Source organism: Stenotrophomonas sp. CASM114, assembly GCF_049384325.1.
Classification (GTDB): Bacteria; Pseudomonadota; Gammaproteobacteria; order Xanthomonadales; family Xanthomonadaceae; genus Stenotrophomonas; species Stenotrophomonas muris.
In genome coordinates, this window is the sequence record NZ_JBMRGJ010000001.1 from 398123 (window position 1) to 411968 (window position 13846).

Below are 13846 nucleotides of genomic sequence, written 5' to 3' on the forward strand. Positions count from 1 at the left end.
CCATGGAAAAGGGATCCGACCCCGTTGCTGCCTGCCCAAGGGGTCGGATCCCTTTCCGGCACGGAAAGGGCTCTGACCCCGAGGCCGCCAGGGCGCCGGAAAACCGGCGCATTCAGAATGCACTTCGAGGCACATCGACGTTAAAGAGAAAGGGGGTACGGCCGATACATCCTCCGTGCACCTCCCGAGAACGTCCATGTACTCACGCATTTTCATCCGTCTGGCCGCCCCCCTGGCTCTGACCCTGCTGCTCCCCTTCGCCATCGGTTTCGAATGGCCGGCCGCCCTGCGCTGGGCGATCCTGACCACGATGACGCTGAGCTGGCTCGGCTTCGCGTGGTGGACCACCCGCGCCCAGGCGCATCGTTCCCCGGAACATGCCCGTGTCCTGCGTGAGCAGGACCAGCTGCTGACCGAACTGCGCAACTTCGTCGGCAACGAAATCGACGGTTCGCGTGGTGAAGTGGAACGCGCCCGCGACCTGATCCGCCAGGCGGTCTCCAGCCTCGGTGGCAGCTTCGATGCGATGAACCGCAAGTCGCGCCAGCAGAGCCAGGCGCTGTCGCGCATCGTCGACCGCGCCGGCGATGAAGGCAATGCCGGCCTCGACGTTGCCCGTTTCGCCCAGCACGCCAGCCACCGCATGGAACAGCTGGTGGAAGCGCTGGAACAGGTGAGCGGCCAGAGCAGCACCACTGTGCAGCACATCGACCAGATGGCGCAGCACCTGGATGGCATCTTCGCGCTGCTGGAAGACGTCAAGTCGATCGCCGACCAGACCAACCTGCTGGCGCTGAATGCCGCCATCGAAGCGGCGCGTGCCGGTGAAGCCGGTCGTGGCTTCGCCGTGGTCGCCGACGAAGTGCGCAACCTGTCCGAGCGCTCGACCACCTTCAACGAGCAGATCCGCAAGCTGGCGCACAGCTCCAAGGACGCCATCGCCAAGGTGCGCGAGACGGTTTCGCACATGGCCTCGCGCGACATGGACCGCTCCCGCGAAGCCCGCCAGGAAGCAGCAGCGATGCTCGACAACGTCGCGCAGATCAACGCCTCGCTGGGCGACGGCATGCGCGAAGTGTCCGAGTGCGCCCGTGCGATCGATGGCAGCGTGGCCGAAGCCGTGCGCGCCCTGCAGTTCGAGGACATCGCCACCCAGGCGCTGGGCGGCGTGCACACCCACCTGGACCGCCTGACCGCGATCAACCGCGAAGCGGTGGCCCTGCAGGAACTGCTGCACCGCAATGGCGGCGTGTTCGACGAAGAGATCGCCAGCGCCCTGCAGCGCACCGGCAATCGCCTGCGCGAGCTGCGCAGCGAATGGGAACGCCCGCCGCACAAGCCCGTCGCCCAGCAGAGCATGGGCGCCGGCACCGTCGAGCTGTTCTGATCCTGATGTCCGCTGCCCTCGCCGGCAGCCCGCAAGGCCCCGGTTCGCCCGGGGCCTTTGCCTGTAACCCGCCATTGGATGCATCCTGTACGCGCACCATGACCCTGATCCGCGCCCTGCCCGCCCTCACCGACACCGAGCGCCCGCGCAATGCGAGCGTGCGTGAGCAGCTGCAGCGGCTGGAAGACGTGGCCCGCGAGGAACTGCTCGAACTGCAGCAGCTGGCCGATGCGCGCCCCACCCCCTCCCGAGCCGACGATGAACTGCTGGGCCTGGCATGGGACCTGGGCCTGGATGGCGAAGCCCTGCAGTAGATCCACGTCCTGCGTGGATGGGCCGTCCCGCATGGCATGATCCACCGGTCCCGTTCATGGAAGACCGATGGCCATCGCCCTGATCGCAGTGCTCCTCATCGAAGCCGTCCTTCTGATGGCCTGGGTGGCCGGCTATTTCAGCTGGGGCATCACCCTGTTCAACGAACGCATCGCGGCGTCACCGGCCATGCAGGCCCGGCTCTCGCTGGGCAGCCTGGAACGTGACCTGCCGCAGGACAGATGGCTGCAACTGGCCTTCCATGCGCTGCCCGATGGCAGCATGGCGTTCCGCGAGAGCTTCGCACCGAGCTTCGGCCTGCGCTACTTCCCGGTGATGCGTGGACGCATCGTTCTCAACGCGCGACGGCACGAGGTGCGGGTGATCGGCCTGTGCAGCTGGTTCGTGGCAATCCTGTCGCTGCTGCTGTTGCCGCTGGTGGCGATGCGCCCGATGGTGGCACCGATGCTGCTGGTGCTGCCGCTGTTCCTGGCCAGCTATCTGGTTCAGAAGCGACGCTATGCGGCCATCGTCGAGGCCCTGCGCATGCAGTTGAAGGCGGAGTTTCCCAGGTAGTTCCACGCCATGCGTGGATGATCGCGAGCGTCAGGGCATCCGTGCCGACCAACGGCCGGCACCCACCAGAGCTGGGCGCACCAGAGTCAGGCCACACCGCGCCGGCATCTGCCAGCGCAGATCCTCAGCGCACCAGCACCGCTTCGCCGCTGGCGTCGGTGCGCATTGGCGCCGGGCGCTGCTGGCGCAGCCACTGCGCCAGATCACGCGGGCTGAGCGGGCGCGAGTACAGGTAGCCCTGGATCTCGTCGCAGCCCTGGCGGCGCAGCATGTCTTCTTCCTGGTGGGTTTCCACGCCTTCGGCCACCACCTTCATGCCCAGCGCGTGGCCCAGGTGGACGATGGCCTGGGTGACTTCGGCCGTGCCCGAATCATGCAGCATGCCCTGCACGAAACTGCGGTCGATCTTCAGGCGCCCCACCGGGAAGCGATTGAGGTAATTGAGGTTGGAGAAGCCGGTGCCGAAGTCATCCACCGCCAGCGGCACGCCGTGCCGTTCCAGCACGTCGAAGCAATGGCGCAGGATGTCGGTATCACGGATCAGCGCCGACTCGGTCAGCTCCAGTTCCAGCCGTTGCGGCGGCCAGCCATGGGCATGGCAGATCTCGATCACGCGCTCGGCGAAGCCGCGATCACGCAGCTGCACCGCCGACACGTTGACCGCGATGCGATCAAAGTGCAGTCCGGCACGGTCCCAGGCGGTCGCCTGGCGGCAGGCCTCGTTCAGCACCCAGTCGCCGATGCGCACGATCTCGCCGCACTTTTCGGCAATGGGAATGAACTCGGCCGGGCTGCAGTAGCCGATGCCGGGGCGGTGCCAGCGCAACAGTGCCTCGATCGCCGGTGGCTCGCCGTGGTGGGCGTGCAGCAGCGGCTGGTAGGCCAGGCTGAACTCGTCGCGCTCGATCGCCCCATGCAGGGCATGCTCGACGTCCAGCCGGCGCTGGATGCGGGCCAGGGCGTCCTGGCTGTAGTACTGGTAGGTGTTGCGCCCGGCTTCCTTGGCCGCATACATCGCGGCGTCGGCCGCGCGCAGCAGTGAGTCGAAATCGGTCTGCGCATCGCCCAGCATCGCGATGCCGACGCTGGCGCCGACTTTCAACGTGGTCTCGCCACGGCGCAGCGGCTCAGCCAGCGAGGCAATCAGCTTGCGGGCGACATGACCGGCATCTTCCGGCTCGGCCAGATCGCGCAGCACCACGATGAACTCATCGCCACTGAAGCGGCCGAACAGGTCGTTGTTGCGCAGGTTCTGGTGCAGGCGGGTGGCTGCGGCCTTCAGCAGCGCATCGCCGGTGGCGTGGCCGAAGCTGTCGTTGATGGTCTTGAAGCCGTCCAGGTCGATGAACAGCATGGCCAGCGAGGTTCCGCGGTCGCGTGCTTCCTCGATGGCTTCGGCGGTCTGTTCGCCGAGCAGTACGCGATTGGGCAGGCCGGTCAGCAGGTCGTAGTGGGCCAGCAGTTCGATGCGCTCGTTGGCTTCGCGCTCGCGGGTGATGTCACGGAACAGGACAACGAACCGCGGCGGCAGGCCGTCACGGCGGTCCAGTTCGATCAGCACCTGCACCCAGACGCGCAGGCCGGACTGGCGGTAGAAGCACAGGTCCAGCTGCTCGGGCAGGCCGCCGTTGGCGATCCGGGCGAGCGCCGCCTCGAACGCGTTGCGCGAGTCCTCCGTGTACAGCGCCAGCGCCTGGTCGAGGGTGATCGGTTCCTTGCGCAGGCCATGGATGCGGTAGCACTCCTCGGTCCATTGCATGCTGCGGGTCTGCACTTCGATCTCGCAGCCGCCGATGCGGCCCAGCGCGGAGACCCGGTTCAGCAGTTCGGTGCGCCAGCGGATCAACGCATCGGTCTGGTGCTGTTCGGTGATGTTCTGTACCTGGCCGAGCAGGCGCTTGGGTTGCCCGTCCATGTCCAGCAGCGGCTGCATCCATAGCCGCAGGTGCTGCGAAGGCTCATGGCCGCGGGTCAGCTCCAGCTCGAGGTTGGCAGCGCGGCCATCGCGCCACAACCGCCGCCATGCCGCGCGCAGCGCGCCGCGGGAGCGTGGATGCAGCTGCTTCAGCCACCGCCGCTGGCCCGGAACGGCGCCCTGCTCCAGTGCCAGCAGCGAACGCAGTTCCGGCGACCACCAGAAATGCCCGCTGTTGGGGTCAAACGACCAGCTGCCCATGCTGGCGATGCGCTGGGCCTCGCTCAGGTGCAGCTGCTGTTCCTGCAGCAGCGATTCGAGCTGCTTCTGCTGCTCGATATCGGTATGCGTGCCGACCATGCGCAGGGGCTGGCCATCGGCGGTGCGGGCGACCACGCGGCCGCGATCGAGCACCCAACGCCACTGGCCATCGGCCTGGCGGAAACGGAACTGTGCGCTGTACTGCTCGCTGTGCCCGCGCAGGTGCTCGTCGAGCGCGGCGCGCACCTGGGCGATGTCCTCGCCGTGCACGCGAGACAGCAATTCAGTGGCGGTCTCGTCGCCCAGCGCCGGCGTGCGCGCCACCCGGTCACTGGGGATGTCCCAGTCCCACAGGCTGTGGCCGGCGCTGTCCAGTGCCAGCTCCCAGCGCCCGCCCGCATCGACCGGCACCGGCTCGGGAATGCTCAGGGTGAACGCCAGCAGGTTGCCGGCACCGTCGTGCACCGCACGCAGGTGACCGTCGTAGTGCCCCCGCGGGCCGCCCGGCAGCGTGCAGGCGACGATGCCACCATCGGCAGCCATCAGGCGCAGATCTTCCAGCATCGGCGCATAGGCCGCCACGGTGGCCGGCAGGCCATGCACGCGCGCGGCCGGATTGGCCGCCAGCGGGCGCCCGGCACGGTCGACGATGACCAGCGCCGACGCAAGCGGGTGCTGCAGCAGGCTGGCGATGATCCCTTGGTCCACGCGATCTTGCTCCGGATGACACGCCCGTCAGCGGGGCACGCAGTGGTTAACGGCGCCTGCGGCGGATAATTGAGTGGTCACGGCACGCTGCGGGGTAAGATGACCGGCGCCCCTGTCACCCGCCCCGTCCATGCCCGCAGAACCGACCGGCAACGCCCCAGTTCCCGACCCGCGGATGGCGCAGGCGCTGAGCCGTGACCGGCGCCGGGTGGTGCTGAGCTACCTGGTGATGGCGCTGGCCTGGATGATCTCCACCGACAGCGTGGTGCAGGCGCTGGTGCCCGATCCGCAGCAGGCGGCCCTGTGGCAGGGCCTGAAGGGCTCGTTCTTCGCGCTGGCGAGCGCGGGCCTGCTGTATCTGCTGCTGCGCCCGCTGGCCGAACACGCGCTGCATACCCATGCGCGCCAGCAGGCCTCCGAGCTGCGCCTGCGGCAGATGTTCGAGGGCAACCCTGGGCCGATTCTCGTCTACGACCTGGACACGCTGGCGATCCTCGATGCCAACCCCGCCGCCTGCAGCGCCTTCGGCTGGGACCGCGACGAGCTGCTGGAACAGACCATCGACGCCTTGTGGCCGCCGGGCCAGGACCAGGCCCTGCAGACCAAGCTGGAGGCGATCCGCGAGGCGCCCGAGGAGCTGTGCATCCTGCGCGCTCAGCTGCAGCTGCGCGATGGCGCGCTGCGGCAGATGGAGCTGCGCTCCAACGCCATCAGCTACGACGGCCACAACGCCCGCCTGCTGATCGCCATCGACCGCACCGCCGAGGATCTGGCCCAGCTGCGCCGCGACCAGGCGCTGGCCCGGGTGGAGGAAGCCCATGAGCTGGCCCGCATCGGCGCCTGGGAACTGGACCCGTCCACCGGGCTGGGCCGCTATTCCAACCAGGTCTATCGCCTGCTCGGCCGCCGCCCGCCCGAGGCCCGGCGCTGGCACCGCTTCGATGAGCTGCTGGTGCCGGCCGACCCGGCCACCGCCACCCAGACCGAACAGCTGCTGGCCGAACTGTGCTCCGGCGAGCCGGTACAGGTGGACGTGCTGCTGCCGCTGCTGTCGATGGACGGCCGTGCATTGATGGTGCACCTGCGGGCGGCCAGCGGTATCGACGAAGCCGGCCGCAGCCGCGTGCTGGGCACGCTGCAGGACGTGACCGAGCGCGAGCAGTCGCGGCGCCTGCTGCGCGAGCGCGAGGAACAGTTCCGCGAGCTGGTGCGGGTACTGCCCGACGGCGTGGTGATCCTCTCCGACGAGCACGTGCTGTACGCCAACGCCTGGGCCGCCGGCCTGTTCGGCTACGGCAGCCACACCCTGCTGGGCGAGCCGCTGTCGGCACTGGTCGCTGCCGCCGACCTGCCACGGGTGCGCAGCCAGCTGCGCGCCGGCCAGCCCCACCTGGGGCCGGGCCACAGCAGCGTGGTGGCCATGCAGCGTGCCGACGGCCGCAGCTTCCATGCCGGCCTGGCGGTGGGCGAAGTGCGCTACGGCGGTCGTGACTGCAAGCTGCTGATCGTACGCGACCTGAGCGATTCCGAACGCACCCGCAGGGCGCTGGAAACCAGCAATCGCGAGCTGCAGGCGATGGCCGGGCGGCTGTTCTCGCTGCAGGAGGACGAGCGTCGCGCGATCTCGCGCGACCTGCACGATGACATCGGCCAGGCCATTACCGCGATCAAGCTGTCGGCGCATGCGGCGCAGGATGAGGACGATCCGAAGCGTCGTGGCGAGGACCTGGCGCAGATCGTCAGCCTGGCCGACACCACCGTGGCCAAACTGCGCGACATCTCCACCCTGCTGCGCCCGCCGCAGCTGGATGCACTGGGCCTGGAGGCGGCGCTGAGCTGGCAGGCGCGGGTGCTGTTCCGCTCTTCGCCGGTGGAGCTGCTGGCCGAGATCGAGCCGCTGCCGCACCGCCCCGACAACAGCATCGAACAGGCCTGCTTCCGCATCGCACAGGAAAGCCTGACCAATGCGCTGCGCCATGCGCGCGCCAGCCAGGTCCTGCTGCAGCTGCGCGACGTCAGCCAGCGTGGCCTGCACCTGCAGATCCGCGATGATGGTGAAGGCTTCGATCCGGACGGCCCACGTGGCCTCGGCCTGATCGTGATGCGCGAGCGCGCGCAGAGCGTCGGTGGCCACGTGCGGATCGAATCCGCGCATGGCGAAGGCACCCTGATCGACGTCCACCTCCCCTACCAGGCGACCAGCATGGCCGCCGTCGATTCACCGGAATACTGAGCCTATGTGGAATCCCAACCTGCCCCCGGTCAGCATCGATGATGCCCCCGACCGCCTTGGCGCCGGCAACCCCGAGCTGCAGGCGATGGTTGCCGAGGCGGCCTCCGGCGGCATTGCGCTGATGCTGATGCACGTGGACATCGACCACTTCGCATCGGTCAACGAGAACATGAGTGCCGAAGTGGGCGATCAGGCGCTGGTACTGGTGGCGCAGCGCCTGCAGTCCTACCTGCGCGGGCGTGGCAAGCTGTGGCGGCATGGCAGCGACGAGTTCCTGATCGCGGTGCCCCGCACCGCGGACCTGCCGCTGCCGGAGGACTTCGCTGAAGAGATCCGCCAGCAGATGGAACTGCCGCTGTCGGTGCTTCCATACACGCTGTTCATGACCGGCAAGCTGGGCGTGAGCCTGTGCCCGGAACATGCCAGCAGCGCCTCGCGCCTGCTCGACCATGCCGAAGATGCGCTGTACCAGGCCGCCCGCGAAGGCGGCAATGCCGTGCGCATCCATGCCGTGGATACCCCGCCGAGCGCGCACAGCGAGAGCATCATCGCGCGCCAGATCGTCGATGCCATTCCCAATGGCGAGCTGAAGCTGCGTTACCAGCCGCTGGTGAGCGCCCGCGACGGCCACGTGGTCGGCATGGAAGCGCTGCTGCGCTGGCAGTCGCCGACCCTGGGCATGCTGGTGCCGGAGCGCTTCATGCGCACCGCCGAGCGCCTGGGCATCATCGTGCAGATCGGCACCTGGGTGCTGGAAGGCGCATTGAAGCAGGCGCGGTTGTGGCGCGACCAGGGCTTTGATGACTTCACCATCGCGGTGAACGTGTCCACCCTGCAGCTGCTGCGGCCGAACTTCTTCGCCGAGGTGATGTCCCTGCTGCAGGCCGCGGGCGTGCCGGCGCACATGCTGACGCTGGAGATCAACGAGAGCGCGCTGACCAACAACGTCAATTTCGTCCATGAAACGCTGGCCAACCTGCGCAACGAAGGCATCAGCCTGAGCCTGGACAACTTCGGCACCGGCGATTCCAGCCTCAGCGCGCTGGTGCGCTACCCGGTGGACAAGCTGAAGATCGACCGCAGCTTCATCAAGAGCGCACCGGCTGGCAATCGCGAAGCAGCCATTGCCCGCGCGATCATTGCCATGGGCCACCAGCTGGGCATGACCGTGATTGCCAACGGCGTGGAATCGCAGGCCCAACTGGGCTTCCTGCGCCGCAACGACTGCGATGTGTTCCAGGGCTACCTGTTCGGCGAGCCGATGTCGGCCGATGCCGCCGGCATGACCCTGCGCCGCCGCTACCTGCGCCCGGAAGCCTTCGCCGAAACGCGCCCGGACCGGACGCTGCTGCTGCTGGATGACGAGGAGAACGTGCTGCGCTCGCTGGTGCGCCTGTTCCGCCGCGACGGCTACCGCATCCTGGCCGCTGGCAACGTGCGTGACGCCTTTGATCTGCTGGCGATCAACGACGTGCAGGTGATCCTGTCCGACCAGCGCATGAGCGACATGAGCGGCACCGAGTTCCTGGGGCGGGTGAAGATGCTGTACCCGGATACGATCCGCCTGGTGCTGTCGGGCTACACCGATCTGAACACGGTGACCGATGCGATCAACCGCGGCGCGATCTATCGCTTCCTGACCAAGCCGTGGAACGACGACGAGCTGCGCAAGCACATCCACCAGGCATTCCGCACGTACGAAGAACAGCGCCGTAGCAATGCCGGCCCGGCACCGGTGGAAACCGGGGATGGTGGCGAGGATCGGCCGCTGCGGTGACGATCGGGTAGAGCCGGCCGCTGGCCGGCTGCCTTGGGTGCCCGGCTTCAATGAGGTTGCCGGCCAGCGGCCGGCACTACCGTCGATCGGCCCCGGTAGAGCCGGCCGCTGGCCGGCTGCTCTGGGTGTCCGGTTCCAATGAGGTTGCCGGCCAGCGGCCGGCACTACCATCGATAGGCCCCGGTAGAGCCGGCCGCTGGTCGGCTGCTCTGGGTGTCCGGTTCCACTCCGGAAGCGGTCAGCGCGGCTGCTTCACCGGCAGCACCACGCGGAAGCGCGAGCCCACGCCCGGGGTGCTGTCCAGGTCGATGCGGCCGTGATGCTTGTTGATGATGCTGTAGGAGATCGACAGGCCCAGACCGGTGCCACTGCCGACCGGCTTGGTGGTGAAGAACGGATCGAAGATGCGCTGGCGCAGTTCCGGCGAGATGCCGCCGCCGGTGTCTTCGAATTCAACCCACACGTGATCGCCATCAACGCCGGTGCGCACGGTGATCGTGCCGCGCTCGGCGATGGCATGGCCAGCGTTGAGCAACAGGTTCATGTAGACCTGGTTCAACTCCGACGGCAGGCACTCCACCAGCGGCAACTGGCCGAATTCGCGTACCAGGGTGACCTTGTACTTGAGTTCGTTCCAGATGATGTTGATGGTCGATTCCAGGCCCGCGTGCAGGTCGACCAGCTTCCACGATTCGTCGCGACCGGAATACGAGAAGTCCTTCAGGTCGCGCACGATGCGGGTAACGCGCTCGATGCCTTCGCGCGATTCCGCCATCAGCTGCGGCAGGTCGCGGCTGATGAAGTCGATGTCCAGGCGGTCACGGATGTCATCGATTTCCGGGATCAGTGCCTTCGGGTCCGGCGCGCGCAGGGCGCGCTCGTAGGCTTCGATCACGGTGAACAGGCTGCGCAGGTACTCCTGCAGGCTGCCCAGGTTGGAGTGCACGTAACCGATCGGGTTGTTGATCTCGTGCGCGACGCCGGCGGCGAGCTGGCCGATCGAGGCCATCTTCTCCGACTGCAGCAGCTTTTCCTGGGTGCCATTGAGGCGCAGGTAGGCCTGGCGCAGCTCGGCGTGGCGCTGCTGCAGTTCGCGCTCGTAGTCTTCCTGCCCTTCGATGTGGCGGAACAACGCAAGGAAATGCCCTTCGCCGACCGGACCATGGTGGTACAGGTGGGCGATGACCACGCCCTCGCCCAGCGGCAGGCTGCCATTCCAGTGGCCATGCTGGCGGGCCTGCTCCAGTGCATCGGGGGGCAGCAGTTCGCGCAGCCGCTGCGGCGGCGGCAATCCGCCGTCCTCGCCACTGGCCAGCAGGTTCTGCGCGGCCGGGTTGGCCAGGGCCACCTGCCCGTCTTCAGTGAACAGCAGCAGGCCTTCGCGCAGGCGCTCAAGCAGGGCCTGCAGCACCGGCTGCGGCGGAAGGGGGGCGGTAACCAGGGCGTTGGCAGCGGACACGGCGACTCGGGGCGTTCGAACAGGCGCCCAATATACGCGGTCATGCAGCGGGCTTCAGCCCACCGGGAGGGGGGTGTGCGACCGCCGTCGCGTCAGGCGACGGCGAGTGGCCGGCCGATGCTGACCGTGTGCGACTGGCCCTTGGCATCGTAGGCCGAGGCATCTTCGGTACGGCCGAGCTGGCGCAGCGCCCAGTTCACCTCGCGGCGACGGCGCGACAGCAGCACGCCGTTGGCGCGGTTGCGCTCGGCCAATTCCTGCAGCTGTTCGCCCTCGCCCACCGGCGGCGCGCCTTCCAGCGCACGCAGCGCTTCCAGCTTGGCGCCGGTGGCCCGGATCAGGGCGTGCACGTCGTGCTCGACCAAGGCCTGGCGTTCAACGTCCAGGGCCTGGGCGAGGCGCTGCAGCGGCTCGCTCATCGCCGCAGTCATCCGTGCAGCTGCTGGTCCAGATCGAGCATGCGCGATGCGATCGCGTCCGGATTGATCTTGTAGGTGCCGTTCTGCAGTGACTCGCGCACGGCCGCCACGCGCTGGGCGTCGATCGCCGGGGCGGTGGTCAGCTCACGCTCGATGGCCTGCAGATTGGTGGCCTCGCCGGTCAGGCGCAGGCTGTCGGCCGCCTCGACCGGGCGCGCCGCCGCATCGGTGCTGACGCCGGGCTTGCTGGCCGGGGTCGTCACGCTGCGCAGTGCCTGGGGGACCTGCAGGTTGCCGTCGATTTTCTGGCTCATGGGGTGTCCTGGAGTTGCCGTTCACAAGGGATAACGGCCGCAGGGCCGTGATCTTTAGGGATATTTTGCGGTAAATCAACGCGCCACGATTACGTCACCTGCGGCGTCGACCGTGCCCTGCACGATCCGCCGCGAGGACAGGTTCTCGACCGAGACCCGCTCGTTCTCACCGGCATCACCCATCGCACGGCCGGCAATGCGCACCTCGACCGAGCCGCGACGCGACACCAGGGCTACATTGTCTCCTCGCTTGATGAGACGCTGGACCACCAGATCGTTGTTCGACAGCAGGGCTCCGGCCTGCAACGGACGGCGGGCGATGCGGCCGATCGCTGCATTGGGATCGGACAGCACCGCGCCGGCAATCCGGGCAGCGTCACGCTGGGCAGTGGTGATATCGGCGGCCGTGAGGGTTTCTCCAGTGCCGATTCCGCGGTTGAGCACCAGCACGGTCTGGTTGCGCCGCACCTTCACCGGCACGAACAGGCGCCAGCCGCCTGCATCGGGACAGCTCACCTCCACCGTGGTGTTGGCGGTGGGCTGCACCTGCAACGCGCTGCCACATTTCGGCAGGCGCAGCGCATCGGCCACCTGCGCCTCGCCTTCACTGCCGGCAGGCAGCGTCGACAGCGCCGCAGTGCGGATGCTGGCCACCGGCTGCCAGTCCGTGGCGCCCGCCCACGGCGCGGCCAGGGCGAGCGCGATGGCGAACAGCGATGTGACCCGGCGCATGGCGCCTCCTGTCGATGGGATCTGGCCCAGCAGCGTGCAAGGGGTGTGCCAGAGACCGGGTCCCGTTGATCGGATCCGGGATGGGGATTCGACCGGATGGGTAGAGTCGACTGCCAGTCGACTTTCGCGCGAAGCGCGGGGTTTCCCGTGATCGGATCGAAGAGCAGTCGACTGACAGTCGACTCTACAAACGCGGTGCGGGCCGCGCGGGCGGCAGAGCGCCCTCAAGTTCCGCCCCCACCACGCCGATACAGCAGCCATGTCCCATGACCTGCTCAACCGGATCGACCAGCGGACCCGACTGGCCGGCCACAACCGCCTGGCGCTGCTGCTGTTCCGCCTCGGCGGACGTCAGCTTTTTGGCGTCAATGTCTTCAAGGTGCAGGAAGTCCTGCGCCGCCCGGAGCTGTTCCAGGTGCCCGGCCTGCCCAGCCAGTTCTCCGGCGTGGCCGACGTGCGCGGCCGCTCGGTGCCGGTACTGGACCTGGGCCTGGCGATCGGCCACCCCGAGCGCGAACCGGACGCGGACACCTCGCCGGGCTACCTGGTCGTCACCGAATTCAACCGCTCGATCCAGGGCTTCCTGGTCAGTGGCGTCGAACGCATCGTCAACATCGCGGTGGAAGACATCCACCCGCCACCGGAGCTGGGCGCCGAGTCGAGCTACCTGACCGCGGTGACCCGCTTCCAGGGCGAGCTGATCCAGGTGATCGACGTTGAGAGCGTGCTGGCCGATATCGCCCAGGTGCGCGGAGAAGCGGTACTCGACCCGGCAATGGCCATGCCCGCCGACGGCCCGCAGCTGCAGGTGCTGGTGGTGGACGACTCGCGCGTGGCCCGCCAGCAGATCCGCAGCGTGCTGGACCAGCTGGGCGTGGGTGCCACCCTGCTTTCCGACGGCAAGCAGGCGCTGGACCACCTGCTGCAGGTCCACGCCTCGGGGGAAAACCCGGCCGAGCGCTATGCCATGGTCATCTCGGACATCGAGATGCCGGCCATGGATGGCTACACGCTGACGACGGAAATCCGGCGCCACCCGGGCCTGGCCGGCCTGTACGTGCTGCTGCACACCTCGCTGTCGGGCGTCTTCAACAACGCCATGGTCGAGCGCGTCGGCGCCAATGCGTTCGTCGCCAAGTACTCGCCGCACGAGCTGGCCGACTTCGTGCTGGACCGCCTGCGCAAGGTGGCGCTGGCGGCGTAACGCCCGCCGAGGGGTCGGATCCCGGAACGGGCTCCGACCCCGCATCGCAACGCGTCAACCACCGGGTCAGAGCCCCTGCGGGGATCTGACCCCCTCTCCATTTGGCACACCCCTTGCAGCTTCCCGGGCAACGTTCCCGTGGGAGTGCACCGTGCGCAACCTGATTACCGACTACCTGGGCGTCCACGCCCAGGCCATGCCGTTGCGCGAACAGCGGATGAAGCTGATCGCCAGCAACCTCGGCAATGCCGACACTCCCGGCTACAAGGCCCAGGACCTGGACTTCGATGCCGCCCTGCGCCACGCCCAGGGGCAGGATGCCAATGGCCTGATGGCCACCACCCATGAGCAGCACTACGAGATCAGTAGTGGCCTGAACCCGTTCCAGATCGCGCGCGAAGGCGTGCAGCCCAGCCTGGACGGCAACACCGTCGACCCCGATGCCGAGCGTGCCGCCTATGGCCGCGCCGCACTGGAATACCGCGCCTCGCTCAGCTTCGTCGAGAGCAAGGTGCGTTCCATGCTGACCGCGATCACGGGGCAATAAGC

12 protein-coding genes are annotated in these 13846 nt (G+C 68.0%); 7 read left to right on the forward strand and 5 right to left on the reverse strand.

All coding sequences use genetic code 11. The features are described 5' to 3' along the window. Positions 1 to 196: 196 nt before the first annotated feature. The 3 genes from VG566_RS01865 (at position 197) to VG566_RS01875 (ending at position 2275) form a co-directional block, all read left to right on the forward strand. Positions 197 to 1387, forward strand: coding sequence for a methyl-accepting chemotaxis protein (locus VG566_RS01865; RefSeq protein WP_014647075.1), 1191 nt, complete (start codon positions 197 to 199; stop codon positions 1385 to 1387). A 98-nt stretch (positions 1388 to 1485) separates the two neighbouring features. Continuing rightward, complete coding sequence (locus VG566_RS01870; RefSeq protein WP_241883841.1) at positions 1486 to 1701, forward strand: hypothetical protein; 216 nt, start codon at positions 1486 to 1488, stop codon at positions 1699 to 1701. A gap of 67 nt (positions 1702 to 1768) precedes the next feature. Beyond that, positions 1769 to 2275, forward strand: a complete 507-nt coding sequence (locus tag VG566_RS01875) for a hypothetical protein (RefSeq protein WP_032961898.1) — start codon at positions 1769 to 1771, stop codon at positions 2273 to 2275. Positions 2276 to 2399: 124 nt separating this feature from the next. Here VG566_RS01875 and VG566_RS01880 read toward each other — a convergent pair whose 3' ends face one another. After that, complete coding sequence (locus tag VG566_RS01880; protein ID WP_197561064.1) at positions 2400 to 5159, reverse strand: GGDEF domain-containing phosphodiesterase; 2760 nt, start codon at positions 5157 to 5159, stop codon at positions 2400 to 2402. A 130-nt stretch (positions 5160 to 5289) separates the two neighbouring features. On the opposite strand from VG566_RS01880, the gene VG566_RS01885 reads away from it, so the two are divergent. Together VG566_RS01885 and VG566_RS01890 are read left to right on the forward strand one after the other, a co-directional pair. Continuing rightward, positions 5290 to 7392, forward strand: coding sequence for a PAS domain-containing sensor histidine kinase (locus VG566_RS01885; RefSeq protein ID WP_134966880.1), 2103 nt, complete (start codon positions 5290 to 5292; stop codon positions 7390 to 7392). Positions 7393 to 7396: 4 nt separating this feature from the next. Next, entirely contained in the window at positions 7397 to 9169 is a 1773-nt protein-coding gene (locus VG566_RS01890) for an EAL domain-containing protein (RefSeq protein WP_014647070.1), read from the forward strand. A 238-nt stretch (positions 9170 to 9407) separates the two neighbouring features. Here the strand turns inward: VG566_RS01890 and VG566_RS01895 are convergent, their stop codons facing one another. The 4 genes from VG566_RS01895 to flgA all read right to left on the reverse strand — a co-directional run bounded on the left by VG566_RS01895 (position 9408) and on the right by flgA (position 12093). Further along, positions 9408 to 10628 carry an ATP-binding protein gene (locus VG566_RS01895; protein ID WP_032961902.1) on the reverse strand — a complete coding sequence of 407 codons (1221 nt, stop codon included), beginning with the start codon at positions 10626 to 10628 and terminating at the stop codon, positions 9408 to 9410. A gap of 92 nt (positions 10629 to 10720) precedes the next feature. Continuing rightward, on the reverse strand, positions 10721 to 11059 hold the full coding sequence (locus VG566_RS01900) for a FlgN family protein (RefSeq protein WP_014037132.1): 339 nt from the start codon (positions 11057 to 11059) through the stop codon (positions 10721 to 10723). After that, positions 11056 to 11361 carry a flagellar biosynthesis anti-sigma factor FlgM gene (flgM, locus tag VG566_RS01905; RefSeq protein WP_014647067.1) on the reverse strand — a complete coding sequence of 102 codons (306 nt, stop codon included), beginning with the start codon at positions 11359 to 11361 and terminating at the stop codon, positions 11056 to 11058. The genes VG566_RS01900 and flgM overlap by 4 nt, the downstream gene beginning before the upstream one ends. Positions 11362 to 11436: 75 nt before the next feature. Continuing rightward, on the reverse strand, positions 11437 to 12093 hold the full coding sequence (gene flgA, locus VG566_RS01910; RefSeq protein WP_032961903.1) for a flagellar basal body P-ring formation chaperone FlgA: 657 nt from the start codon (positions 12091 to 12093) through the stop codon (positions 11437 to 11439). Between the two features lie 259 nt (positions 12094 to 12352). On the opposite strand from flgA, the gene VG566_RS01915 reads away from it, so the two are divergent. Together VG566_RS01915 and flgB are read left to right on the forward strand one after the other, a co-directional pair. Then, entirely contained in the window at positions 12353 to 13297 is a 945-nt protein-coding gene (locus VG566_RS01915) for a chemotaxis protein (protein ID WP_014037130.1), read from the forward strand. Positions 13298 to 13448: 151 nt separating this feature from the next. Then, the gene (gene flgB / locus VG566_RS01920) at positions 13449 to 13844 is read left to right on the forward strand and encodes a flagellar basal body rod protein FlgB (protein ID WP_005409576.1); all 396 of its coding nucleotides are present in this window, start codon (positions 13449 to 13451) and stop codon (positions 13842 to 13844) included. The last annotated feature ends 2 nt before the right edge of the window (positions 13845 to 13846 follow it).